This window comes from Pseudomonas sp. NPDC088429 (assembly GCF_044753305.1).
In the GTDB taxonomy this organism is placed as follows: domain Bacteria; phylum Pseudomonadota; class Gammaproteobacteria; order Pseudomonadales; family Pseudomonadaceae; genus Aquipseudomonas; species Aquipseudomonas rustica.
The window spans coordinates 52,975-77,943 of record NZ_JBIVMX010000007.1; the positions used below are offsets into that span (position 1 = coordinate 52,975).

General features: G+C 61.9%; 15 protein-coding genes and 2 pseudogenes. 7 read left to right on the forward strand and 10 right to left on the reverse strand.

The window, feature by feature from the left end; all coding sequences use genetic code 11:
- Nucleotides 1-87 precede the first annotated feature (87 nt).
- Complete coding sequence (locus tag ACIP66_RS06645) at nt 88-10,611, reverse strand: autotransporter-associated beta strand repeat-containing protein (protein ID WP_400646465.1); 10,524 nt, start codon at nt 10,609-10,611, stop codon at nt 88-90.
- A 548-nt stretch (nt 10,612-11,159) separates the two neighbouring features.
- Between ACIP66_RS06645 and ACIP66_RS06650 the strand changes: the two genes are divergently transcribed.
- Both ACIP66_RS06650 and ACIP66_RS06655 read left to right on the forward strand, forming a co-directional pair.
- The gene (locus ACIP66_RS06650) at nt 11,160-12,128 is read left to right on the forward strand and encodes a nucleoside-specific channel-forming protein Tsx (protein WP_400646468.1); all 969 of its coding nucleotides are present in this window, start codon (nt 11,160-11,162) and stop codon (nt 12,126-12,128) included.
- Between the two features lie 429 nt (nt 12,129-12,557).
- Complete coding sequence (locus ACIP66_RS06655; RefSeq protein WP_400646471.1) at nt 12,558-12,917, forward strand: DUF6124 family protein; 360 nt, start codon at nt 12,558-12,560, stop codon at nt 12,915-12,917.
- Between the two features lie 143 nt (nt 12,918-13,060).
- Here the strand turns inward: ACIP66_RS06655 and ACIP66_RS06660 are convergent, their stop codons facing one another.
- The 3 genes from ACIP66_RS06660 to ACIP66_RS06670 form a co-directional block, all read right to left on the reverse strand.
- Nucleotides 13,061-14,017: a zinc-binding alcohol dehydrogenase family protein gene (locus ACIP66_RS06660; RefSeq protein WP_400646473.1), complete on the reverse strand. Its 957-nt coding sequence runs from the start codon at nt 14,015-14,017 to the stop codon at nt 13,061-13,063.
- A gap of 30 nt (nt 14,018-14,047) precedes the next feature.
- Nucleotides 14,048-14,221 carry a DUF1427 family protein gene (locus ACIP66_RS06665; RefSeq protein ID WP_082341460.1) on the reverse strand — a complete coding sequence of 58 codons (174 nt, stop codon included), beginning with the start codon at nt 14,219-14,221 and terminating at the stop codon, nt 14,048-14,050.
- 220 nt (nt 14,222-14,441) lie between these two features.
- Entirely contained in the window at nt 14,442-15,224 is a 783-nt protein-coding gene (locus ACIP66_RS06670; protein ID WP_400646477.1) for an AraC family transcriptional regulator, read from the reverse strand.
- Nucleotides 15,225-15,360: 136 nt separating this feature from the next.
- Between ACIP66_RS06670 and ACIP66_RS06675 the strand changes: the two genes are divergently transcribed.
- Together ACIP66_RS06675 and ACIP66_RS06680 are read left to right on the forward strand one after the other, a co-directional pair.
- Nucleotides 15,361-15,588, forward strand: coding sequence for a DUF6555 family protein (locus ACIP66_RS06675; RefSeq protein WP_053121910.1), 228 nt, complete (start codon nt 15,361-15,363; stop codon nt 15,586-15,588).
- A gap of 37 nt (nt 15,589-15,625) precedes the next feature.
- Nucleotides 15,626-15,901: a hypothetical protein gene (locus ACIP66_RS06680; protein WP_053121912.1), complete on the forward strand. Its 276-nt coding sequence runs from the start codon at nt 15,626-15,628 to the stop codon at nt 15,899-15,901.
- Between the two features lie 23 nt (nt 15,902-15,924).
- Here the strand turns inward: ACIP66_RS06680 and ACIP66_RS06685 are convergent, their stop codons facing one another.
- From ACIP66_RS06685 to ACIP66_RS06695, 3 genes are all read right to left on the reverse strand, one after another.
- Nucleotides 15,925-16,092 carry a metallothionein gene (locus ACIP66_RS06685; protein WP_081730276.1) on the reverse strand — a complete coding sequence of 56 codons (168 nt, stop codon included), beginning with the start codon at nt 16,090-16,092 and terminating at the stop codon, nt 15,925-15,927.
- A 1,001-nt stretch (nt 16,093-17,093) separates the two neighbouring features.
- Entirely contained in the window at nt 17,094-17,552 is a 459-nt protein-coding gene (locus ACIP66_RS06690) for a DMT family transporter (protein WP_400646596.1), read from the reverse strand.
- Nucleotides 17,552-18,037, reverse strand: coding sequence for a DMT family transporter (locus ACIP66_RS06695; protein WP_053121916.1), 486 nt, complete (start codon nt 18,035-18,037; stop codon nt 17,552-17,554). Before ACIP66_RS06695 ends, ACIP66_RS06690 begins: the two co-directional genes overlap by 1 nt.
- 112 nt (nt 18,038-18,149) lie before the next feature.
- Here ACIP66_RS06695 and ACIP66_RS06700 point away from each other — a divergent pair, with 112 nt between their 5' ends.
- Nucleotides 18,150-19,085, forward strand: coding sequence for a LysR family transcriptional regulator (locus ACIP66_RS06700; RefSeq protein WP_400646481.1), 936 nt, complete (start codon nt 18,150-18,152; stop codon nt 19,083-19,085).
- A 106-nt stretch (nt 19,086-19,191) separates the two neighbouring features.
- On the opposite strand, the gene ACIP66_RS06705 is transcribed toward ACIP66_RS06700, so the two are convergent.
- The 3 genes and pseudogenes from ACIP66_RS06705 to ACIP66_RS06715 all read right to left on the reverse strand — a co-directional run bounded on the left by ACIP66_RS06705 (nt 19,192) and on the right by ACIP66_RS06715 (nt 22,357).
- Complete coding sequence (locus tag ACIP66_RS06705; protein WP_371262381.1) at nt 19,192-20,013, reverse strand: methyl-accepting chemotaxis protein; 822 nt, start codon at nt 20,011-20,013, stop codon at nt 19,192-19,194.
- 84 nt (nt 20,014-20,097) lie between these two features.
- Nucleotides 20,098-20,874 (reverse strand): annotated as a pseudogene (locus ACIP66_RS06710) (cache domain-containing protein); the annotation flags it as partial.
- Between the two features lie 163 nt (nt 20,875-21,037).
- Nucleotides 21,038-22,357, reverse strand: coding sequence for a Na+/H+ antiporter family protein (locus ACIP66_RS06715; RefSeq protein WP_400646483.1), 1,320 nt, complete (start codon nt 22,355-22,357; stop codon nt 21,038-21,040).
- 1,569 nt (nt 22,358-23,926) lie between these two features.
- On the opposite strand from ACIP66_RS06715, the pseudogene ACIP66_RS06720 reads away from it, so the two are divergent.
- Both ACIP66_RS06720 and ACIP66_RS06725 read left to right on the forward strand, forming a co-directional pair.
- A pseudogene (locus tag ACIP66_RS06720) lies at nt 23,927-24,073 on the forward strand (HAMP domain-containing protein); the annotation flags it as partial.
- Nucleotides 24,074-24,175: 102 nt separating this feature from the next.
- Nucleotides 24,176-24,931: a methyl-accepting chemotaxis protein gene (locus tag ACIP66_RS06725; protein ID WP_371926052.1), complete on the forward strand. Its 756-nt coding sequence runs from the start codon at nt 24,176-24,178 to the stop codon at nt 24,929-24,931.
- The last annotated feature ends 38 nt before the right edge of the window (nt 24,932-24,969 follow it).

Below are 24,969 nucleotides of genomic sequence, written 5' to 3' on the forward strand. Positions count from 1 at the left end.
ATCATCACCAAAACAACTTGGTCAGCCCATCGCGCAAAGCAAAAAAAACCGCCCTTGCGGGCGGTTAAACAGGTGCTTCAACCCTAATCAGAAACCCAGACTAAAGCTCACCGTCATCGCATGGTCATTGTTGTCATTCGACAGTTGCCCCGAATAACCAATGCCCAGTTTGCCGGTCGGGCTGATCTGGAAGTCGACGCCCGCTTCGACGATCGCGCTGTCCTTGGCGATGGGCACGCCTTGGGTGCTGAACGAGGCGCCGCCGTCGATGAAGGTCAGGTCGGCGTCCGGTTTGGTGTCGCCGAAGGCATGGCGCCAGCCGATGGCCGCGCGCGGGGTGAATTGTCCGCCGTTGGCCAGGGTGATGACTTTGCCGGCGCGCAGGCCGAGGGTGGAGAAGGTGATGTCCTGATCGGCTTCCGCCTTCAGACGCCCTACTCCGCCTTTTTCCTTGGCCTTGTCGCTGTCGTAGTTGACGTATGCCAGACCGGCGAACGGCTCCAGCGCGATGCCGGCCGCTTCGACGGTGTAACCGACTTCACCGAACACCTGCGCAGTGCGCGCGTCGTAGTTGGCTTCCAGACGATCGTTGTAGCTGCCGACGCTGACGTCGCGTTTGGTCTCGATGTCGTGCCAGCTGTACGCCGCGCCGAGGCGCACCGCCAGTGCATCGAACTGCGAGTTGAGGTACGCCGCCAGGTGGTAGCTTTCGACCGTGGCATCCGAGCGACGATCATGCGCATCGAGGTCGCTGCGGGTGTAACCGGCCGCCATGCCCACGCGCCACGCATCGTCGAGTTGCTTGTCGGTGCCGAGCATGAAGCCGCTGAGGTTGCGATCGAGGCTGGCGCTGTTGCTGTCGCCATCCGATTCACCCCAGGCGCCGAGTGCGCGCGCCCAGCCGACCATTTCGCCGTGGCAACCGTTGCTGCTCAGTTGGTTGTCACTTGGCGCCAGCGCGCGGCGTGGATCATCCGCAGCGCTGCACGACGGTTGGCGCATGCGATCGTTGACCGCCTCGCGCACGTAACGTGAATCCTCAAGCATCGCGCTGGCGGTGCTGGCATGAATCTCCCCGGACAGACTGTCGAAGGCATTGCGCGCACCGGCCACGCTGAGGTTGATGATCTGGTTCTGCAACTCGGCGCCGGCCGGGCCATTGTTGTCCAGCGCGGTAGCAGTACGACTTTGGTTGCCGGTGGCGGCGACATCGGCAAACGAGTTGCCGTTGCGGCTGACCGCCAGGTTCACCGCATTGGCGTCATACACCAGCGCGGTACTGAGGAAGGCGTATTGCGGCAGATCCGCTGCGCTGAAGGTGCCAGTGACACCACCGCCCGCCGTGATCAGCGTGTAAGTGGTGGCGCCCGTGAACGGCGCCAATGCTGTCACTTGCAGACCTCCGGCCAGCGCCGCCGTGCCGCCGACAGCCAACGGCGTGGCGGTTGGCGAGTTGACCGTCAGGGCCAGCACACCGTCTGCGGCGTTGGTCAGGTTGCCGGCAACACTCAGATTGCCCGCCTCGCCGCCCGACGCCACTACACCGTGGTTGACGACTGAACCGACGCTGCCGTTGCCGCTCAACCCTGCACCATTGGCCACCGTCACCTGCCCGCCCAGCGAACCGCGAGAAGAACGGGTGCCGACTTGCAGGACGCCTTGATCCACAGACACCGTGCCGCTGAATGGTTGATCACCGGTCAACAACAGCGTGCCGTCACCACGCTTGGCAATTGATCCGGTGCCGCTGAGCGTACCGTTGAAAGCGCCATTAACATTCTGTTGGAACACCAGGGCAGCGTTGTCGAGGATGTTGCCTTGCAGGCTGGTGGTGTTACCAATCAGCGTACCGCCGCTGATGGTGGTGCCACCGCTGTAAGTATTCGCGCCACTGAGAATCAACGTGCCGGAATCCAGTTTCTCGATACCCCCGGTGCCCACTAGCGGCACGGCGATTTCGGTGCTCGCCCCGGCATTGACCCGCACCGGTGCGAGGCTGCCGTCGGCACCGTTGACCGGGGTCAGCGTACCGCCCGCACCCGGTGTCAGGTTGTAGCCGTTGGCAAGGAACTGAATGCCGGTGAATTGCTGGTTGCCGACCACGGTGACCGTGCCACCCGTGCCGCCAAACACCGCGAATTGACCGGTCGAACCTTGCGCCTGAGTACCGGTCGGGTCAGTCCAGTTGGTGTCCGGGCCCCACACCCCGCTGCCGCCACCGATGGTGCCGTCCGGATTGGTTTTACCGCCGTTCCAGAACTGCACTTCACCCGGGGCATTTTGCACCAGCAGGTTGATCTGGTTGGCAATCGCGGTTTGCAGCGTCAAGTTGTCGACCGGCACCGGCAGGCTGCCATAGACCAGACCGTTATCGGTCAGGCTGCCGCCGTAGCTGAACAATTGATAGACGCCGGTGCCAAAGCCGCCGGCGTTACTGATGTTCAGCGTACCGTCGAGGGTCAGGTTGCCGGCGACATTGACCACAGTGGTCGAACTCGCCGCAGCGCCAAGACTGAAGTCCAGGTTGGTGCCCGAGGACAAGGTCAGGGCGCCGACCGACAATGGCGCCGCCGTGCCGCCACCGAGCAACGTTGCGCCATCGGCCAGTTGCACGTTGCCGGCGAGCGTCCCGCTACCGCCGAGACTGGCACCGCTGGCCACTGCGACGTTGGCACTGTTGAGCACGCCATTGACGCTCAGGTTGCCCGCCTGCACCGAGGTGTTGCCGGTGAAGCCGTTGTTGCCGGTCAGGAGCAATTGGCCGGTGCCGGTTTTGTTCAGCGTGCCGGTGCCGGTGAGGTTGCCGGTGTAGCTGCCATCGGCGTTTTGTTCGAAGGTCAGCGTCGCGTTGTTGACGATCGCGCCTTGCAGGCTGCTGGTGTCGCCGAAGGTGTTGCCGCCGTTCAACGTGGTGCCACCGCTGTAAGTGTTGGCGCCGCTGAGCGTCAGATCAGCCGTGCCGTTTTTCACCAGACTGCCGGTGCCGGTGATCGCGCCGAACAGCGTGGTGTCCTGGTTGCCGGCCAGGGTCAGTTGCGCACCGAGGTTGATCGCATTGGCCAGTTGTAACGCCCAACTGCTGTCGAGGCTGCCGTTACCGGTCACGCTCAACGCACCACTGCTGATGGCGCTGTTGTTGCTCAACACCAGCGAACCGCCAGCGAGCTGAGTACCGCCGCTGTAAGTGTTGTTGCCGTTGAGGGTCAGGCTCGACGCGCCAGCCTTGATCAGACTGCCGCTGCCGCTGACATCGCCGTCGAGGGTCAAGGCATTAGAGCCTGCGATGTTCAAGCCACCGTTGAGCAGCACATCGTTGGCGAGGCTGATGTCCGCGTTGCTGTCCAGCGCAGTGCCGTCGGCGGCGGTCAATACGCCCGTGCCGAGCGCTGCATCGTTGCCCACGACAATCTTGCCGCCGTTTAGCGCCGTGCCGCCGGTGTAACCGTTGGCCGCGTTGAGCACCAGCGTACCGGTGTCGTATTTACCCAGCGTGCCGGCGCCGTTGAGCGCTACGCCGATGGTCGCGGTGGCGTTCGGGTCAACACGCACAGTGGCGTCACCCAAGGAGCCGTTGACCAGGTTCAGCGAACCGGCCGTGCCGTTTTGCAGGCTGTAGCCGTCGGTGACAAATTGCAGCCCGGTTACGGTTTGCGCGCCGTTGACCGTAACTGTGCCCGCCGCGCCTTGGAACACTGCGAAGTTGCTGGTCCAGGCCTGATTGGTCGTGCCGTTGACGTCCGTCCAGTTGGTGGTGCCAGTGCCCCAAGTACCGCTGCCTCCTTCGACCGAACCGTTGGCAATCAATTGATTACCGTCCCAGAACTGCACGGTGACGCCCGGCGCGGTCACCAGCAGATTGATCTGGTTGGCCAGCGCGGTTTGCAGGGTCAAATCGCCGGGGGTGACGCTGCCCGGCACGGTGCCGATCAGCATGCCGTTATCGGTCAGGCCGCCGGTGTAGTCGATCAGGCGATACACGCCGCTGCCGAAACCACCGATGTCGCTGACGTTGAGTGCGCCGTCGAGGGTCAGGTTGCCGCCGACATTGACCAGCGCATTGCCACCGCCAGAGACCGGTGTGCCGAGGCCGACGTCGAAGTTGGAGTTGCCGTTGAGCACCAGCGAACCGACGTTCAGAGTGCTGCCGGTTGCGCCTGCCAGATGACCGCCATCGGCCACCGTCACGGCTCCGGTCAAGGTGCCGCTGCCGCCGAGGGTGCCGCCGTTGTTGACCAGCACATTGCCACTGGCCAGCGAACCGTCGACCTGCAAGGTACCGGCGTTGACGTTGGTGTCGCCGGTCAGGTCGCTGATGCCGCTGAGGGTCAACGTGCCGGTGCCGAGTTTGCTCAGCCCGCCATCACCGCTGAGGATGCCGGCGAAGGTGCTGCTGACGTTGTTGCCGCCGAGGCTCAGCGTATTGCCGGTGCCGATCAACGCAGTGCCGCTGCCGGTGAGGCTGGCAAGGCTGCCCGAAGCACCGAGATTCAGCGCCGCGCCACCCGCGAGATTGACCGTGGCGTTGTTGCCCAGCGCCGCACCACTCAGCGTGGTCAGGCTGCCGGATGCCACATCGAAGGTGCCGCTGAAGGTGTTGTTGCCGCTCAAAGTCACGTCGGCCAGACCGTTTTTGGTCAGCGTGCCGGCGCCGGCAATCACGCCGCCGAGGGTCAGGTTGTTGTTACCGGCCAGAGCCAGATTCGCATTGACGTTGAGGTTGTTGGCCAGCACCAGTGGCGCCGAGTTGTCGAGGGTCGAAGCGCCGGCCACGGTCAGCGCGCCGCTGCCCAGAGAGCCGCCAGTGCCAAGGGTCAGCGTACCGGCATTCAGCGTGGTGCCGCCGGAGTAAGTATTGATGCCGTTAAGGGTCAGGTTCGACGCGCCGTTCTTGATCAAGCCGCCCGCACCGCTGACGACGCCAGCAAGGGTCAGGTTGTTGCTGCCGGTATTACTCAGGTTGGCGTTGAGCACAACGTTATTGCCCAGGCTCAGCGCGCTGTTGCTGTCCAGCGCCGAAGCGCCGGCGACCGTGAGGTTGCCCAGACCCAGCGCCGAGTTGCTGCCGGCGGTCAGGGTGCCGGCATTGAGAGTGGTGCCGCCGAGGAAGTTGTTGTTGCCGCTGAGGGTCAGGTTCGACGCGCCGTTTTTGCTCAGACTGCCCGCGCCGTTGACCGTGCCGGCCAGCGTCAGATCCGCCGTGCCGACGATGCCGAGATTGCCGGCCAGGTTGACCGCGTTGTTCAGCGACACTGCCGTGCTCGCATCCAGCGTGGTACCGCCCGCCGCATTCAAAGTGCCGGAACCGAGCGCCGAGTTCGACGCCAGAATCAGCCCGCCAGCGTTCAGCGCGACCGGCCCGAGGAAGGCGTTGTTGCCGCCAAGGGTCAGGTTCGCTGTGCCGGTTTTGATCAGGCCGCCAGTACCGCCAATCACGCCATTGAGGGTCAACGCATTGCTGCCAACCACGGTGAGGTTGCCATTCAGTGTCGCAGCGTTGGCCAGCGTCACGGCTGCGTTGCTGTCCAGTTGCGTGCCGGCATTCGCCGTCAATGTACCGGTACCCAGCGCGGTGTTGCTGCCGACAATAATTTTGCCGCCGTCCAGTTGCGTGCCGCCGGTATAAGTGTTGGCACCGCCCAGCACCAGCGTGCCGGCGTCGAGTTTGTTGAGGATGCCGCTGCCGTCGATATTGGCATTGATGGTCGCGGTCACACCCGGATCGACGCGCAACGAAGTGGTGCCGCCAGTGCCGTTGACAGCGGTGAGTTGCCCCGCCGCACCGTTGACCACGTTGTAGCCATCGGTGAGGAATTGCATGCCGGTGAACGCTTGCGTGCCGTTGACCGTGACGGTGCCGGCGTTGCCCTGGAACACCGCGAAGTCGCCGGCCCATGGCTGGTTGACCAAACCGTTGGCGTCGGTCCAGTTGGTGCCGACCGCATTCCACGTACCGCTGCCGCCGTCGACCACACCGTTGGCGATGGTCTGACTGCCGTCCCAGTAGCGGATATTGGAATTCGGCGCCGACACCTGAATATTGATCTGATTGGCCACGCCAGTCTGCACTACCAGGTCGCCGAGGCCGTAACCGACCGGCACGCTGGCGACATCCAGACCCAAATTGGTCAGGGCGCCGGTGTAGTTGAACAGGCGATACACGCCGACACCGAAACCACCCGCGTCAGTAACATTGAGATTGCCGTCGAGGGAGAGGTTGCCGCCGACGTTCATCAGCGACGTGGTCGACGGTGTGCCTAGCGCTACATCGACATTGCTGCCAGCCGCGAGGGTCAGCGCCCCGGCGGACAGCTGGTTGCCCGACGACAACGCCAGATGACCGCCGCTGTTGACGTTGACGCTACCAAGCGCTGAACCAGTGCCGGTGAGCGTGCCACCGGTGTTGACGTTGACCTGTGCACTGCCCAGCGAACCGCTGAGATCGACGATGCCGCCATCGATCGCGGTGTTGCCGGTAATGCCGTTGATCCCGGTGAGGTTCAAGGTGCCGGTGCCGACTTTGACCAGGCCGCCGCTACCGCTGAGATCGCCGTCGAACGTGCTGGTGACGTTGCCGGCGCCAACGGTCAGGGTGTTACTGCCGGTCAGTTGCACACTGCCGCTACCGGTCAGCGCGCCGAGGCTGGCATCACTGCCCAGATTCAGCCCGGCGCCGGCGCTGATGTTGACGCCGGAAGTGCTGCCCAGCGCATTGGTATTGAGCGTGGTGACGCTACCGGACACGATATTCAGCGCACCAGTAAAGGTGTTGCTTCCAGCGAGGGTCAGATCCGACAGACCGTTTTTGGTCAGGCTGCCGGCGCCGTCGATGATGCCGTTCAGGCTCAAATCGTTGTTGCCGGCAACCGTCAGCCCGGCGTTCAACGTGATCGCGTTGCCGATGCCGAACGAGGCGCTGTTATCCAGCGTCGCCGCGCCGCCGACGATCAGGGCGCCGCTGCCCAGACCGCTGGCATTGCCCAGGGTCAGCGTGCCGCCATTCAGAGTGGTGCCGCCGCTGAAGGTGTTGTTGCCGTTGACGGTCAAATTGGCCGTGCCGTTTTTGATCAGTTGGCCGGCACCGCTGGTGACGCCGCCGAGGGTCAGGTTCTGCGTGCCGCCAACCGTCAGCGCAGCATTCAAAGCAACCGCGTTGTTGAGGCTGACCAGCGGGGAGTTGCTGTCGAGTGTCGCCGCTCCTGCGACAGTCAATGGGCCAGAACCCAATGCAGAACTGTTGCCGACGGTCAAGGTGCCGGCATTCAGCGTGGTGCCGCCGAGGTAGTTGTTGGCGGCGTTGAGAATCAGATTGGCCGCACCGTCTTTCACCAGACTGCCGGCGCCGCTGACCAGGCCGGTCAGGGTGATATTCGCTGTGCCGCCGATGTTCAAGGCACCAGCGAGCGCCACCGCGTTGTTGAGGCTGACGGCGGTGTTGGCATCCAGCGTGGTGTTGGCCGCCGCGTTCAACGTGCCAGAACCCAGCGCGGTGTTAGTGCCGACGGTCAGTTTGCCGGTGTTCAGCGCCGTGTTGCCAAAATAAGTGTTGGCGCCGTTGAGGATCAGGTCGGCAGCGCCGTTCTTGGTCAGTCCACCGATACCGGCGACCACGCCGCCGAGGGTCAGCGCATTGCTGCCGCCCAGGGTCAAGGTGCCGGCGAGGTTGACGTTGTTGGCCAGGGTCGCGGCGGCGCTGGCATCGAGGGTGGTGCCGTTCGAGGCGTTCAGTGTGCCGGTGCCGAGGGCGGTGCTGGAGCCGACGATCAGCGAGCCGGCGTTCAGTGCCGTGGTGCCGGTGTAAGTGTTATTGCCGTTGAGGGTCAGGCTCGAAGCGCCGGTTTTGATCAGACCGTTGCTGCCACTGATCACCCCGCCGAGGGTCAGCGCGTTGGCGCCGCCAGCGGTGAGGTTGGCGTTGAGAATAACGTTGTTGTTCAGGGTGGCGGCAGCGCTGCTGTTGAGCGTGCCCGCACCTTCCACCGACAAGGCGCCCGTGCCCAGTGCTGCACCGTTGCCGACGGTCAGGCTGCCAGCATTCAGCGTGGTGCCGCCGCTGTAGGTGTTGCTGCCGTTAAGCGTGAGATTCGCGGCGCCGTTTTTCACCAGTTGGCTGGCGCCGCTGATCACGCCGCCGAGGGTCAACGCGTTGCTGCCACCGATCCCCAGGCTGTTGTTGAGAGTGATCGCATTGTTCAGCGTTACCGCTGCATTGCTGTCGAGTGTGGCTACGCCGCCAACGGTGATATTGCCGCTGCCCAGCGCCGCGTTGGCGCCTGCGGTAATCGTGCCGGCGTTCAGCGCAATGGCACCGAGGAAGGTGTTGGCACCGTTGAGAATGAGGTTGGCCGCGCCGTTTTTGGTCAGCCCGCCACTGCCGCTGACGATGCCGCCGAGGGTCAGATTGGCGCTGCCGCCGACGTTCAAATTGCCGCCCAGCGAAACTGCGTTGGTCAGCGCGACTGCGGTGCTGGCATCCAGCGTAGTGCCCGCTGCGGTGGTCAACGCGCCGGTGCCCAGCGCGGTGTTGGAGCCGACAATCAACGTGCCGGCGTTGAGCGCGGTGCCGCCGGAGAAGGTGTTGTTGCCGCTGAGGCTGAGGTTGGCGGTGCCGTTCTTGATCAAGTTGCCGGCGCCGCTGACGACTCCGCTCAAGCCTAATGCCTGGGTGCCGCCGATGGTCACGCCGCCTGCCAGGGCGACGGCATTGGCCAGTGTCACCGCGGCGGTCGCATCCAGCACAGTGCCTGCCGCCGCGTTCAGGGCGCCGGTGCCCAGCGCGGTGTTGCTGCCAACGAACAGGCTGCCGGCATTGAGCAGCGTGTTGCCGCTGTTGGTGTTGTTGCCAGTCAGGGTCAGGCTGGCAGTCCCGGATTTGGTGATGCCGCCGGCTCCGCTCAACACGCCGCCGAGGGTCAAGGCATTGCTGCCGAGCACGTTGAGCGCGCCGGTCATGCCGATGTTATTGGCCAGCGTGACGTTGGCGGTGCTGTCGAGGCTGGTGCCGGCGGCAGTGTTCAGCGCACCGCTGCCCAGCGAGTTGTTGTTGGTCACCAGCAGGCTGCCGGCGCTGAGGGTGGTGGTGCCGGTGAAACCAGCGTTGGCGCCGCTGAGGGTCAGGCTGCCGGTGCCGGTTTTGGTCAAGCCGCTGCTGCCGCTGATCAAGCCACCGAGGGTCAGCGCACCGGTGCCACCGGCGGTCAATGTGCCGCCGAGGCTGATGGCGTTGGCCAGGCTGATCGTGCCCGGTGCGCTCAGGGTTGTCGCGCCGGTGACGTTGAGGGTGCCGGCACTGAATGCCAGATTATTGCTGACTTGCACCGTGCCGCCATTGAGCGTGGTGTTGCCCAGATAGGTGTTGGCGGCGCCGAGGTTAAGTTGGCCGGTACCGGCCTTGGTGAAACCACCGCTGCCGGAAATCACCCCGCTCAGGGTGGTGGCATTGCCGCCTTGTACCGTGACGCCGCCAGCACCGAGGGAAATCAGATTGCTGATATTCAACCCGGCATTGCTGGCCTGCAGAATCCCGCCATTGGAGGTGAGCACACCGCTGCCGAAGGTGGCGTTGTTATTGAAGTTCGCGATACCGCCATTGAGCGTGGTTGCGCCGCTGACTAATGGCCCCTGCAACGTCCAGGTGCCGCTGTTGATCGTCAGATTGTTGAAGTTGACGTAGGTGGCGCTCGATGCCGTGCCAGTCCCGGTAATACCGCCGCCGACGCCGGCCGGGTTTTGCAGGATCAGGCTGTTGGTGCCGCCCGCGCCGCCATCGACCGTGCCGGTTGGCGCGAAGGTAAGGTTGATGCCGATCAAACCGCCGAGACCGACGCTGATCTGCACACCGTCACCCACCTGCACCGAAGATCCGGTCACTGCCGTGAAGGTGTTGGTGCTCGCCGCCCCCATCGACACGCCGCCGGTAATCGCACCGGCGTTGGTGAAAGTGTTGCCCGCCGCCGAGGTTTCGAATGCGATCCGGCCGTTGATGACGCCGGTGTTGCTGTTGGTCATGTTGACTTGCGAACCACCATAGACGCCGACCACTGGCGTATCGGCCAAGGTGATGCCGCCGATCGACAAACCGGTCGAGGTAATCGTGCCGTTGTTGGTGATACTGGTGGTGCCAGCCGCCGCATTGTTCACGCCAATCGCCAGGCCGTCGATGCTGGTCAGGTTGAGCCCGAGCAGCATCCCCGTGCCACGCATGATGCCGCTGGCATTGTTGAGCACACTGACCGTACTCGTCGCGCCGGTGCCAATAAACGCACCACCGCTCAACACCGAGACCAGACCCAGCAGCGCCGGGTCGATCGTGCCGGAGTTGTTCAGGGAAATATTCACCCCGGTCAGGTCCATCACGTGGCCGCCGAGGGTCGCGTTCATCTGCGCCCCGCTGTTGACGTTGACCGTCAAACCGCTGGTGGCGCTAGAGAAGTTATTCAGAAACAGCGGCAGTGACGGCACGCCCGTACAAGTCACGGTCGAACCGGCCGTGGAGCACGTGGCGAGCGCAGGAGCGCTCACCCCGCCGAACAACAGTCCGGCGACGCTCAAATGCACAGCAAGGGAAAGAGGGGAAAAACGCGAGACGAGGGCGACACCAAACCTTGCTTCCACGGGCTACTCCTTGTATGGCCAGATTCTTCCTTGACGGCGTGGACAAGCAGCGGCTTATTCGACACGCGAATCAAGACTGCGACGGTCATTACAAAACCGTTCTATTCCTGACACACGCTAGTTGATGCCCTGCAATGGGGCCTTGGTTAAATGGCATTAATACTTTGGTGCTAGAGCAGTCTGGAATAAGCCTTTTGACCCGTACTCACGGCTCTTGAGGCCGATGCAAAACCTGTGGGATGGCCTTTGTGGTGAGGGGATTTATCCCCGATGGACTGCGCAGCAGGCCTTGGCTTTTTGGGGCCGCTGCGCGCCCCGTCGGGGATAAATCCCCTCACCACAGGGTTCTTCCCAAGCATGAATTTGTGGCGTGTCCCTCAGTTGACCGATCCATCAGAAAAACCCGTAAAACCCCCAATATTTCAGCCTGTTGAAATAATTGGTACGCCTTGTGCAAACGTTTGCGCAGCGTCAATCACGGCATTTTCGTAACAAAACCCTACAGACCCGCAGAACGCCGGGCCTTGATCTGCAAAAAAGGACTTTGAATGCACGCCGCACTCCCCCTTCGCGCTTCGTTTGCGCGCACGCTGACTGTTTCCTTGCTACTGACCGGCGTTACCGGACTTCTCAGCCACAGCGCTTTCGCGCAACCTGCTCAGCCCGTTCTGCCAGAAGAATCCGCTCAAGGCGAAGCCCTCAGCCCGGAAGCGAGCCCACCGAAAAAAGGCGCGTACCTGTCGGACTGGTACAACCAGGACCTGATGCTGATTGGCAGCAAAGACATCAGCTTCGGCCCGCAACCGGCTGACGACATTTATCTGGAATACGAGTACTTCGGCCGCAAAGGCCCGTTCGAACTGTACGGCTACGTCGACATCCCGAAGATCTTCAACATCGGCAACAGCCACGACAAAGGCGTGTGGGATCACGGCTCGCCGCTGTTCATGGAACACGAACCGCGCATCTCCATCGACTACCTCGCCGGGCGCAGCCTGGCCATCGGCCCGTTCAAGGAATGGTACGTCGCGTTCGACTGGATCTACGACCACGGCAGCCGCAAGGAAAACCGCGCCAACACCCTCTACAGCGGCTTCGGCACCGACATCGACACGTACTCGCGGGTCAACCTGTCGGCCAACCTCTACGGCCGTTACCAGTGGGAAAACTACGGCGCGAGCAACGAATATTCCTGGGACGGCTACCGCGCCCAACTCAAATACATCGTGCCCATCGACAAATTCAGCAACGGCGCCTCACTGACCTACATCGGCTTCACCAACTTCGACTTCGGCTCCGACATCCACAAAGACAATCCCGCCCGCACCGCCAATGCGACGGTGGCGACCAACGTGTTGCTGTACTCGTTCACGCATTTGCGCTTCACGCTGGTGGGCCGGTATTTCCACAATGGCGGCAATTGGGAAGACGGCAGTGAGCTGAATTTTGGCGACGGCAACTTCCGTGCGCGCTCGAATGGCTGGGGGTATTACGCGGGCGTGGGCTACCAGTTTTAAAGGACACAGATCAAAAGATCGCAGCCTTCGGCAGCTCCTACACAGAATTCGCGTTCCCCCTGTAGGAGCTGCCGAAGGCTGCGATCTTTTGATGTTAAACACAGTTGTTTAACAGACACCTGCAGAAACTCTCCCAGGCTACACAACCTTGCGCCATTGCCTACAGCTACGCCAGAATCCGCCGGCTTGTGCGCCTTGGGGACGGGGCCTATCGTTTGTAGGTCGTTGACGAATCAGCGATCGGGTTTCGCAGCCCGGATCAATCGAGGCGCACAGTGCAGCTGACAGCATTGCGTTATGGCGGCTGTGCGCGGGATACCTTCGGGTATGCCGGGTTCCTTGATTCCCGGTCTGCGAACCTGCGTACAGCTGCCACCCCATTCGTTTCGCAGCGAACCGTGGCGGCTCCAACAATCAAGGAGCTTCACCATGTTCAAACCAACACCCAACCCACCCGACATCGACGCTACCTCCCCTTACGAATCCCCCCGTTCACGCAAACTCCACGACGCCGCTGAACGCGCGCTCGATCACTACCTTTGCCCCGGCGCGACTCACGATGATCCGCGTTTGCCGAGCCTGATGTTCGTCATCGCGCCCAATATCAAAACCGAAGATCTGCTGGCCCACGCGTGTGAGTCGATGGCTTCGGCGAGTGTGATGCTCAGTGATTTTGCCGCGGCGCTCGACACGCCGTATCGCCACACGTTGCTGGGGATTCAGCAGGTGGTGATGCTCGGGGAACTGGCGGTGAATCGGGCACTGGATAATCTGGAAGTGCCCGCGTAACCCCAGACGACACAGTCCCTTGTAGGAGCTGAGCTTGCTCGCGAAGGCGGTGGGTCAGTCGACTGAGAGGTTGGCTGATCCACCGCTTTCGCGAGCAAGCTCGGCTCCTACAGGTTTTGCGTTGTCAGGGGAATTTGGGTGGCTCAGGGAATCAGGATGATTTTGTCGCCGCCGCCCTCGTTGACTTCGGTGTAGCGCGCCAGGCCTTCGGCCAGTGGTGATTCGACCAGGCCTTGCGGCAACGGCAGCGAGCCTTCATCGAACAGTTGGCCGAACTGGTTCAACATCGCTGCGCACGCTTCAACGCCGTAGAGCAATGTGTTGACGCCGACCACCGAACCGCCCTTGCGATACAACGCCAGTGCCGGCAACTGCACTTGGCCGTCCACCGGTGCGGCGATGATTGCGATTCGGCCGAAGATTGCCAGCGCCGCCACCGAAGCGGGCAGCCAGAAACCGGTGGTGTCGAAGATCACTTCGGCGCCGCCCTGATACACCGCGTTGACCTGCGCACCGAGGTCTTCGGGTTTATCCAGTTGAATCGTCTGGTAGCCCTGCGCTTGCAACTCCGCCACCTGCTCCGGACGCCGCGCCGCTGCCAGAATTTTTGCGCCGCGCACTTTGGCCAAGGCCAGTGCCGCTGTGGCGACCGCACCGCCGCCAATCACCAGCAAACGCGTGTCGGCTTTGACGAGGCTGCGCTCCAACGCATCCCACGCCGTGGTGTACGGCACGCCAAGGCTGGCGGCCTGGGTGAAGCTCAGGCGCGACGGCTTGAGGGCGACACCGTTGGCCGGCAGTTTGACGAATTGCGCGTGGGAACCGTCGGCGAAAAAGCCCAGCTCACGGCCCGTGCCCCAGACTTCCTGACCGATCAACGCTGGCGGGCCTTCGACCACGACACCGGCGAAATCGCGCCCGGGAATCCGTGGCAACGTGGTGTAGGGGAAACGTCCGAGCACATTTTTCACATCGCTGGGATTGAGCCCGGCCGCTTTGATCTGCACCAGGACTTCATCGGCGCCGGCCACCGGGGTCGGCACCTCGACGAAGCGCAGGGAGGACAGGTCGCCGGTTTTATCGAATTGCAGTGCTTTCATGGAGTGATCCACCGAAGGAGAAAGGAAGATTCAGGACAACCAAGCGGCGACCCATTGCCGGCCCATCGGCCACAGCTGCTCACCCGCAAGCATGCCGAGCAGACCGACCAGCGCGATGGCCGGCGGCGCGGGAGAACGGAAGTCGAGCGCGCCGTACAACAGGCCAACGCCGAGACCGATGGCCAGCGAAATCAGGTAGTTCATGGGGAGAACTCTGCCGTTTGAAAGGAATGGGCAGAGTGTAGGGAGGCGGGCTGGATGGCGTCGGCCAAGGACTTCTGAATTTCGGACAAACCTGCCGAACCAACACGATCCCTTGTAGGAGTGAGCCTGCTCGCGATAGCGGTGTGTCAGTCACTCGTACGTAAACTGACACACCGCTATCGCGAGCAGGCTCACTCCTACAGGTTTTAGGCAAGGCTGCTCATCCGCATTGGGTGTTGAACTGAGACGGGGCGACGCCCAGTTCGCGGCGGAACATGTCGCTGAAGCTGCTCGGTGAATAGCCGAGTTCGCGGGCGATGACGCTCACCGCCACACCCTGAATCAACTCCGCCACCGCCGTCGCCAGTTGTACCTGCCGCCGCCACTCGGCGAAGCCCATGCCCAGACTGTCCTTGAATAGCCGCGCCAACGTGCGCACGCTGGCCCCGGCGTTTTCCGCGTGCTGCTCGAACGGGATCTCCAGCGAGGGCGCGGCCATCACTGCCTGGCAAAGATTCATCAGGCGCCGATCGGAATCATCCGGCATCGGGATTTTCAGCTGCGAACGCCTTGCGCGCTGCAACTCCAGCAGCGCCAAGCCAACGAGCGCCTCGTAATACGCCGGCTCACCGCTGTCGCCCTGCTCCACCAGCCCGACGATCAACTCGCGCAGCAAACCACCGACCTCGATCACCTGCACCGTCTGATCCAGCGTCGCCGCCAGCGCCGGGCGCAGGTAGATATTGCGCATCTGCAAATCCGACACCACGCGAATCCCGTGCGGCACGCCGGGCGGCAGCCACACCGCGCGCTGCGGCGGCACCACCAGCGCTTCATGCGGCGTCTCGACCCACATCACCCCGCTCATCGCGTACAGCAACTGGCCCCAGTCATGCTGATGCGGCTCGATAAACAACCCGCGCGGATAAGTGCGCGCCAGCGGTTGCACGGGCACATCGATGTCAGTGAAATCGGGGGGCGTGGCGAGGGCCATGGCGAGCATTCATTGGGATTGGTGAAGGCGCCATGGTAACCAGTCGCCCGAAACCCCGCCAACGATAGATACCGTCGGACAATCCGAATGAATTTTCCCGGTGCTCAGCGATCCCTCTATTACCACAGGGAGGAATACGGGCTTTATGAACAACGCAAAACTCTACGTCATCGAGTACACCCTTCACGGCACAGCCAAGTCGTTCATTATCCGCTCGGACAAAATGGACAACACCGAGGCGTGGCATTGGGCGAGTTGCGACGCCGGCGTCGGTCGCATTCCGCGCTTTGGCCGTGAAAAAGTACAGAAGACCAGCAAACCGATGGCGGAAAAATTCGGCGTGGAAAACGTCGTCTGGCGACCGACCAGCTAAGCTCAGCCTGCACGCGAACATTCGGGGGAATGCAACCATGATCGATTTCAGCAGCAGCCCGGCGCATCTGGACTACGGCCTCGACACATTGTTTGGGCGTATCACCAAAAGCGTGGATTGCCGCGTGGGTCTGGAAGCGGTCGACGATGATCCGTATTGCTTCGCCCTGAGAGTGCCAGCGCCGTTACCGGAAGACCTCGACCAGGCGAAAACCGTGGTGGTTCGGGTTGAGGGGCGGCGATTGCAAGGCACGGTGCGGCATACCGAGCGGCTGGATGATGAAAGTCTGAAACTGGAAGTGGAGCCTGATTAGGCTCCACTTTTTTTTGCCTGTGTTTATTTGGGATGTGCGCAGTGGCAGCCTTTGCTTGAGCATTCTTCGCCACCTTTGTGGTGGTGGGCGCAGGCTTCGCAGCAGTAGTGTTTGCCGTGTACGGCGTAGGCATGATCGCCTTCTTTGATGGTGCATTTGCAGTTTGGGCAATCGCATTTTCTATCGGGCATGGGGGCAGACTCCTTGGGGTGGTGGTTGTCTGGGGCTTTTAGGTAAGCCGTGATTACCAGTGTAGGAGCTGCCGAAGGCTGCGATCTTTTGATTTTGCTTGTTTGGGGTTTTGGGGGCATATCCGTTGCTGCGGTTGGGGCTTCTGGCGGTTTCGCTCTTACAGCGACTCACTTTTCCAGACGCCGAAAAGTAAGCAAAAGGCTTGGCCCCCGGCGTACGGCACTTCGCCTAGGCTCAGTGTTCCCTCGCTACGGTGCCCATCCGGGGGCATCGCCTACGGTTTGCTTCGCTGCACCTCCTCTCGATGTATGCGGCTACGCCGCACGGCGCTACGCGCCTACCCCGGATGAACACCTACGCTCGGCCTGCCGATGGGGGCCAAAATCAAAAGCCAGATCAAGAGCCACAGCAAAAGCCAGATCAAGAGCCACAGCAAAAGCCAGATCAAGAGCCAGATCAAGAGCCAGATCAAGGGCCCCTCACCCTAGCCCTCTCCCGGAGGGAGAGGGGACTGATTGCGTGGAATGGGAGAGATGCGCCGACTTGGAATACCGAGTTGAATGCACATTTTGAAAGGCCCACCAATCGGCCCCCTCTCCCTCGGGAGAGGGCTGGGGTGAGGGGCGAATCCAACGCAAATCAAAAAGCCGTGCGCGCCCCGCTCTTAACCACTCAATAGGCCGAGTCTCAGCTCGCCTGCTCTTGATCTTAGAGCCCGTCGGCAGGCTGAGTGGAGGGATCGATCCGGGGGTGGGAGCGCAGCGACCGTTTGGCGCAGCCAAACACAGCGAGAGGAGGTGCAGCGAAGCAAACCGTAGGCGCTGCCCCCCGGATCGATCCCGCAGCGAAGGAACCCCGAGCCCCAGCGAGCGGGCCGAACGTCAGGGCACAGACCTTTTGGTTACTTTTGGGGCGTTTGCCAAAAGTGACCCGCCGTAAGGGCGGAACCATAACCAGCCATCACCGCAGCAACGGATATGCCCACAACCCCAAAACAAAATCAATCAGAACCCCGCACACTACTCCGATACATAAACACCAAAGCCCCCGCCAAAAGCACCATCGCCAAAACCCGACTCCCCGACAACTCAATCGCCGGATTCCCAAACCAGCCAAAATTATCAATCAACATGCCCATCCCCAACTGCCCGACAATCACCGCCACCGTCGCCACCGCCGTCCCCACACGAGGCACCGCGCCCACCATGACAATCATATAAACCACCCCAAACAGCGCCCCGCTCAACTGCCACTTGGGCACATCCATCAACCCCACCGCATGCGCCGGTTCAAAAAACAAAATCAACAACCCGGTCACCAACGCACCCACTGCAAACGTCAACAAACTACTGCGCAATACACCAACGGTTTCCCCCAAGCGCCCATTGATCGCCGCCTGAACACTCAACACCGCACCCGCCGCTACAACCACGGCCAACAAAATAATCAGATTCATCATCAACCCCGCGCAATCAAAACAAGTGCCGCGACAATCAACAGCAGCGCCAACCAACGCTCACCGTTGACCTTCTTGCGCGTCGCCCCGAACCAGCCGAAATGATCGATCAACACACTTTTGCCGACCTGCCCGGAAAGAATCGCGATCATCGTCATGGCGATACCAATGTGCGGCGTGGCCAAGGTCAGCACCACCACATAAATCGGCCCGAGCAAACCACCGATCAACTGCCAGCGCGGCAGTGTGTTCAGCGCTGGCCCTTTCTGTGGCCCCGCAAACAACAGCAGCAAAAACAGAATCGCCGAGCCCACCCCAAAGATGCTCAACGTCGCCCACAAATGCCCGACCTGCGCACCCAACGGCCCGAGCAAACCCGCCTCCACCGACAAACCCATCCCCGCCAGAATCACCAGCGGCAGCAACAACAAGCGCAACCCCGGTTTGGCCACCGGCGGCGCAACACTCACTTCATCCAACGTTTGCATAAATACAATCCAGCCCAGTCAACAATGGCGCGGATTATCGGCTGGCGTCGCTGTGCGATAAATGGGAGCATCCGGACAACACTTTTGCGCAACACGCACAGCAGGACAGACCATGCACGGCCTTAACGAACTCGGATTCAAAGCGCTGCGACTATTCGTGGCCGTGCTCGATCACGGCAGTTTTTCCGAAGTCGCCCGTCGTGAAGGCGCGGCGCCCTCCTCGATCTCGCGGCAGATTCAGTTGATGGAGCAAGCTCTGAACCAGCAATTGCTCTACCGCCACACCCGCGCCGTCACGCCGACTGAGGCCGGGCGCATGCTCGGCCATCACGCGCGGCTGGTGTTGGTGCAATTGGAAGAAGCCGAACAGGCGTTGCAGGAACAGCAAAGCGAACCCACCGGCCTGGTGCGGATCAACGCCCCGGTGGTGTTCGGCCAGCGCCATCTGACGCCGTGGCTGGGCAAGTTGTGCGCGCGCTATCCGAAGCTGCAACTGGATATTCAGCAGACCGACCATTACGTCGATCCGCTGCAAGAAGGCGCGGATCTGCTGTTCCGCATCGGCCCGCTGCATGACTCCAGCATGCAAGCGCGGATTCTGGCACCGCACCGCTTTCAGGTCGCGGCCAGCCCGGCGTATCTAAAACGCCACGGCACCCCGCAACACCCCGACGATCTCGCGCAACACCAGTGCCTGGCGTACAAAGGCGCGGCCGGATTGCAGCGCTGGTTTTTCCGTCGCGACGGGCAGGACTGGACGCCGTACTCGGTCAAAGGCCCGATCACCGGCAACCACGCCGACACCCTCACCCAAGCAGCCGAACAGGGCTTGGGGCTGGTGATGTTTCCGTCGTGGCTGATTGGCGAGGCGGTGCGCGAAGGCACGTTGGTGCCGGTGTTGGGCGAGTATCAGGTGTCGAACAGTCTGGAGCCGCAGCAGATTGCGGTGCTGTGGCCGGGGAGTCGGCGCTTGTCGGTGAAGGTGCGCACCGTTATCGACTTCTTCATCGAATGCTTCGGCGAAGTGCCTTATTGGGACAGACCGTAACCCCTGTAGGAGCTGCCGAAGGCTGCGATCTTTTGCTCTTGTCTTTTAAAAACACAGTCAAAAGATCGCAGCCTTCGGCAGCTCCTACAGTGGGCTGCGTAAAACGTCAGATACGGAACTGGCCTACCAGTTTGCCCAGCCGCTGACCAAGATCCGCCAAACTACGCGAAGTCTGCGCCCCCAACTGCGTCTCATCCGCCACGCTGTCCACCGCCACCGCAATCTGGTGCACGCTGCGATTGATCTCTTCAGCCACCGCCGTCTGCTCTTCTGCCGCGCTGGCAATCTGCGCGTTCATCGAGTTGATCGTCGCAATCAACGACGCCATGGTGTCCAGCGAAGCCCCAGCCTGATTGGCCTGCGCCGACGTGCCGTCACCCGCCTCACTGGATCGGCGCATCGCTTCCACCGCCGACTGCGTCCCGGCCTGCAAGCGATCGATCATCCCCTGAATTTCCTGGGTGCTGATCTGCGTGCGACTGGCCAGCGCGCGCACTTCATCCGCCACCACCGCAAACCCACGCCCGGCCTCACCGGCCCGCGCCGCTTCGATCGCCGCGTTCAGTGCGAGCAGGTTGGTCTGCTCGGCAATTGAACGAATCACCCCGAGCACGCCGACAATCGAGCTCACGTCCTGCTGCAAACTATCCAACGAAACGCCGCTGCTGCGGATGTCATCGACCAACGCATGAATCTGTTTGATGCTGCCGGCCACCACGCGTTTGGCGCTCTGACCTTCTTCGTCAGTCTGCTGGGCAGCGACGGCGGCGTTCTGCGCGCTCTTCGCCACTTCCTGCGCGGCGGCGGACATTTCGTTGATCGCCGTCGCCACCTGATCGGTCTCGTGACGCTGGCGCTCCATCGCCTGATCCGAGCGCTGCGCCTGATCCGACACTTGCGTCACCAGCCCGGTGAGTTGCGTGGTCATCTCGGTGATCTGCCGCACCAGTCCGTGAATCTTGTCGACGAAGCGGTTAAACGAGCCGGCCAGTTCGCCGAGTTCGTCCTGACTGGTGATGTTCAGACGACGGGTCAGATCGCCCTCGCCCGCCGCGATGTCATCGAGGTTGGCCTTCATCAACGTCAGCGGACGCAAAATGGTATTGGCCAGCAACATGCCCGCCGCTGCGATCACCAACAGCACCACCACCGCGACGCCAACGATGCTCAGCACCACGCCTTGCATGCGTTCCTGCACTTGCGTTTGCACCAGCGCCACTTGCGCCTCGATGCCGTCGAGGTTGACCGAGGTACCGACCGCCATGTCCCACTTCGCCAGGTATTCGGTGTAACCGAGTTTCGGCACCAGCACCTGCGCATTGCCCGGCAGCGGCGAACTGTATTGCAGATAGTGCGTGCCGTCCTTCGCCACTTTCACCAGGCCCTGGTTGACGTAGACGCCGTTCGGGTCGCGGTTGTCCTTGAAGCTTTTGCCCACGCCCTCCGGATCGTTGGCCTTGAACAGGCGCACGGTCTCGGAGTCGTAGCCAAAGAAGTAGCCGTCCTTGCCGTAGCGAATCCCCGAGAGCAGTTTGATCGCCTGCGCGCGCGCCGCGTCATCGCCGGGGGCGGCAGCGTCGTACAGCGGTTTGATCGTGGTCATGGCCACGGCGACGTAACTTTGCAGGGTGGCTTTGGCGTCGCCGAGCAGGCGCTCGCGGGTCTGCTCGACCTCGTTGTGCGCCTGTTGCTGAAGGATGAACAGCGTGGTCAGGCTGATGACCAGCGCAAAGAGCAGCACCGGGAGGACGGCGAGGGACAGGACTTTAGCCTTGAGGCTCAGGCGCATTGGGGGCTCACTCTTTTGGTTTTATTGGCGTGGTTAAAGGCTTTAACGGCACGCACCACCAAAAGTTGAACCCGCAAAAAAAGATCGCAGCCTTCGGCAGCTCCTACATTGATCTCTGTAGGAGCTGCCGAAGGCTGCGATCTTTTGATCTTCAGAGGCTAAATCACAACACCATCGCGGCCACCCAGCCGAACGCCAGCAGCGGCAGGTTGTAGTGCAGGAACGTCGGCACCACGGTGTCCCAGATATGGTGATGCTGGCCGTCAACGTTCAAACCGGAGGTCGGCCCCAGTGTCGAGTCCGACGCTGGCGAGCCGGTATCGCCCAGTGCCCCGGCGGTGCCGACGATGCACACGATCGCCATCGGGCTGAAGCCGAGCTGCACGCACAACGGCACGAAAATCGCCGCCAGAATCGGCACCGTCGAGAACGACGAACCGATCCCGATGGTTACCATCAGGCCCACCAGCAACATCAACAACGCGCCAATCGCCCGACTGTGATTGATCCACGCCGCTGCGCTTTCGACCAGCGTGCGCACTTCGCCGGTGGCTTTGAGCACTTCGGCAAATCCCGAGGCAGAGATCATGATGAAGCCGATCATCGCCATCATCTTCATGCCTTCGGTGAACAGGTCGTCGGTTTCACGCCACTTCACAATGCCCGACGCCGAGAAGATCAGAAAACCGGCGAGCGCGCCGATAATCATCGAGTCGAGCAGCAGTTGAATGATGAACGCCGCAGCAATCGCCAGACCGGCAATGCCGATGGTTTTCGGGTTGTAGGCAACGCTGACCTGTTCGACCTGCTCGATCTTTTCCAGATCGTAAACGCGCTTTTTGCGGTAGCTGAAGAACACCGCCACCAACAGACCGAAGACCATGCCTAGCGCCGGAATGGCCATGGCGTGCATGACATTGATCTGGCTGATGTCGACGCCGGCCTTGCTGACGTTGGCCAGCAGGATCTGGTTGAGGAAGATGTTGCCGAAGCCGACCGGGAACACCATGTACGGCGTGATCAGACCGAAGGTCATGACGCAGGCGATCAAGCGGCGGTCGATTTGCAGCTTGGTCAGTACATATAGAAGTGGCGGCACCAGCAGTGGAATGAAGGCGATGTGGATCGGCAGGATGTTCTGCGAAGCAATCGCGACCACCCACAACAGACCGATCAGCAGCCATTTGACACTGCCGCCACCGCTCGAATGTTGACGATCGACCATCGCCAGCGCCTTGTCGGCCAATGCGTGGGCCAGGCCCGATTTGGCAATCGCCACGGCGAAAGCACCGAGCAACGCGTAGGACAACGCCACGGTCGCGCCGCCGCCCAGGCCGCTGTTGAACGCCTTGAGCGTGGCGTCGATACCCAAACCACCGGTCAGGCCGCCGACCAGCGCGCCGACGATCAAAGCGATCACCACGTGCACGCGCGACAGGCTGAGAATCAGCATGACGCCGACCGCCGCTATGACTGCATTCATTTCACTACCTCAAAAAACACTGCGGTGGACAACCGACCGCCAGACAGAATGAGTCCGCCAACGCTAAACCGGCGGATTTGCAAAGAGGGTCTTATTAGAAGGGCGCGCACTGTGCCGCAGCGAACTCCCCTTGTCAAAGCCATGCCCTGTAGGAGCTGCCGAAGGCTGCGATCTTTTGATGTTGTTTTTGATCGTCCCCACGCTCCGCGTGGGAACGCCTCAATGGATGCTCTGCGTCCGCTTTGGGACGCGGAGCGTCCCGGGCTGCATTACCACGCGGAGCGTTGGAACGATCAATCAAAAGATCGCAGCCTTCGGCAGCTCCTACAGGGGGAACATGGGCAATTGTGTTTCAGGGATAAAGAAAGCCGATTCGCGGCCGTTACAGTGCAAAGTCGCAGATATTTATCGAATAAGGACGTCTCCATGTCGCTCAGACAACTTTCCATCCAATGGAAAATCACCCTGCTCGCCGGCCTTTGCCTGGCCGGTATCGTGACCCTGTTGGTGGGTCTTTCGCTGTATCGCATGGAGCACAGTTCCGCACTGGTGAAAGCTTCGAGCATGGAAATGCTTACCGAGTCGGCGCAAGCGCGCATCGAGTCCCAGGGCGAAGTGCAATCGGCGGGCATTCGCCAACAATTCATGGACGCCTATCAATACGGCCACGGGTTCTCGCGTCAGGTGCTGTTCCTCCGCGAGCAAGCCGAAAAACGCTTCCTCGACGCCTTCGACCTGCGCGAAGACATGACCCGTCAGGTCAAATCGGCGCTTCAAGCCAACCCCGATCTGCTCGGCCTGTCGCTGGTGTTCGAAGCCAATGCACTGGACGGCAAGGACGAACTATTCGCCAACCAGGCCGAGCTCGGCAGCAACGACAAGGGCCGTTTCGCCCTGTACTGGTCGCAACCGACGCCGGGCAAAGTGACCTCGATGGCGCTGCCGGAAAGCGACATGGCCGACACCAGCACCGGCCCCTCCGGCCAAGCGGCGAACGCCTGGTTTACCTGCCCGCGCACCACACTCAAACCCTGCGTGATCGAACCGTACTTCTACGTGATCGACGGCCACAACGTGCTGATGACCAGCATCGTGTTCCCGTTGGTCGTGGACGGCAAAGTCATCGCCTCGCTGTCGGTCGACATCAACCTCAACAGCCTGCAAGCCACCAGCCAGAGCGCGAGCAAGAAGCTCTATGACGGCCAGACCGCCGTGAGCATCATCAGCCCCGCTGGCCTGCTCGCCGGTTACAGCCCGGATGCCGGCAAACTCAGCCAGCGTCTGGATGCGGTGGACAAAACCAGCGGAACTGAGCTGCTGCGTCTGTTAGCCTCGAACAGCAACGTCACCAGCCTGCACAGCAACGGCCAGTTGAAAGTGCTGTCGCCATTCCAACCGATACCCGGTGGCCCGTCGTGGGGCGTGCTGCTTGATGTGCCGGAAAAAGTCCTGGTCAGCCGCGCCGAAGCGCTCAAGCAACAACTGGACTCGAGCAACACCTCAGGCACGTTGATTGAGCTGAGCCTCGGCGTGCTCGCCGCGCTGATCGGCCTGCTGCTGGTGTGGCTGATGGCGCGCAGCGTGACCAAACCGATCCTCGGTGTGGCGCACATGCTCGAGGACATCGCCAGCGGTGAAGGCGATCTGACCCGCCGTCTGGCCTACGACAAGAAGGACGAACTCGGTCAATTGGCCGGTTGGTTCAACCGCTTCCTCGACAAGCTGCAGCCGATCATTGCCGACGTCAAACGCTCGGTGCAGGACGCCCGCGACACGGCCGATCAGTCCTCGGCCATCGCCACGCAAACCAGCGCCGGCATGGAGCAGCAATACCGTCAGGTCGATCAGGTTGCCACCGCGTCCCACGAAATGAGCGCCACCGCACAAGACGTCGCGCGCAGTGCCGCGCAAGCCGCCGAAGCCGCCAAGGACGCCGATCGCGCCACCCGTCAAGGCCTCACCGTGATCGACCGCACCACCGCGAGCATCGACACCCTCGCCGCCGACATGAGCGCGGCGATGGTGCAGGTCGAAGGCCTTGCCGCGAACAGCGAGAAGATCGGCGCCGTGCTGGAAACCATCCGCGCCATCGCCGAGCAGACCAACCTGCTGGCCCTCAACGCCGCGATTGAAGCGGCGCGTGCCGGTGAAGCCGGACGTGGTTTTGCCGTGGTCGCCGATGAAGTGCGCAACCTCGCGCGCCGCACACAGGAATCGGTGGAAGAAACCCGTCAGGTGATTGAACAACTGCAGACCGGGACGCAGGAAGTGGTCGGTTCGATGGGCAACAGCCATCGTCAGGCGCAGGGCAGTGTCGAACAGGTTGGCCAAGCGGTGACTGCGCTGCGCCAGATCGGCGATGCGGTGACGGTGATCAGCGACATGAACCTGCAAATCGCCAGTGCGGCGGAAGAACAGAGCGCTGTGGCGGAAGAGATCAACAACAACGTGGCGACGATTCGCGATGTGACGGAATCGTTGTCCGGCCAGGCGAATGAGTCGGCGCGGGTGAGTCAGTCGCTGAACAGCCTGGCGAATCAGCAGCAGAGTTTGATGGATCAGTTTCGCGTCTGAGACCACCACAATCGGTAGGAGCTGCCGCAGGCTGCGAT

Excerpts from the sequence above, each read along its gene's own strand:
- ACIP66_RS06650 (WP_400646468.1), top strand. The coding sequence starts at position 11,160 with ATGCACGCCGCACTCCCCCTTCGCGCTTCGTTTGCGCGCACGCTGACT.
- ACIP66_RS06655 (WP_400646471.1), top strand. The coding sequence starts at position 12,558 with ATGTTCAAACCAACACCCAACCCACCCGACATCGACGCTACCTCCCCT.
- ACIP66_RS06660 (WP_400646473.1), bottom strand. The coding sequence starts at position 14,017 with ATGAAAGCACTGCAATTCGATAAAACCGGCGACCTGTCCTCCCTGCGC.
- ACIP66_RS06665 (WP_082341460.1), bottom strand. The coding sequence starts at position 14,221 with ATGAACTACCTGATTTCGCTGGCCATCGGTCTCGGCGTTGGCCTGTTG.
- ACIP66_RS06670 (WP_400646477.1), bottom strand. The coding sequence starts at position 15,224 with ATGCTCGCCATGGCCCTCGCCACGCCCCCCGATTTCACTGACATCGAT.
- ACIP66_RS06675 (WP_053121910.1), top strand. The coding sequence starts at position 15,361 with ATGAACAACGCAAAACTCTACGTCATCGAGTACACCCTTCACGGCACA.
- ACIP66_RS06680 (WP_053121912.1), top strand. The coding sequence starts at position 15,626 with ATGATCGATTTCAGCAGCAGCCCGGCGCATCTGGACTACGGCCTCGAC.
- ACIP66_RS06685 (WP_081730276.1), bottom strand. The coding sequence starts at position 16,092 with ATGCCCGATAGAAAATGCGATTGCCCAAACTGCAAATGCACCATCAAA.
- ACIP66_RS06690 (WP_400646596.1), bottom strand. The coding sequence starts at position 17,552 with ATGATGAATCTGATTATTTTGTTGGCCGTGGTTGTAGCGGCGGGTGCG.
- ACIP66_RS06695 (WP_053121916.1), bottom strand. The coding sequence starts at position 18,037 with ATGCAAACGTTGGATGAAGTGAGTGTTGCGCCGCCGGTGGCCAAACCG.
- ACIP66_RS06700 (WP_400646481.1), top strand. The coding sequence starts at position 18,150 with ATGCACGGCCTTAACGAACTCGGATTCAAAGCGCTGCGACTATTCGTG.
- ACIP66_RS06705 (WP_371262381.1), bottom strand. The coding sequence starts at position 20,013 with ATGACCACGCAACTCACCGGGCTGGTGACGCAAGTGTCGGATCAGGCG.
- ACIP66_RS06715 (WP_400646483.1), bottom strand. The coding sequence starts at position 22,357 with ATGAATGCAGTCATAGCGGCGGTCGGCGTCATGCTGATTCTCAGCCTG.
- ACIP66_RS06725 (WP_371926052.1), top strand. The coding sequence starts at position 24,176 with ATGGAGCAGCAATACCGTCAGGTCGATCAGGTTGCCACCGCGTCCCAC.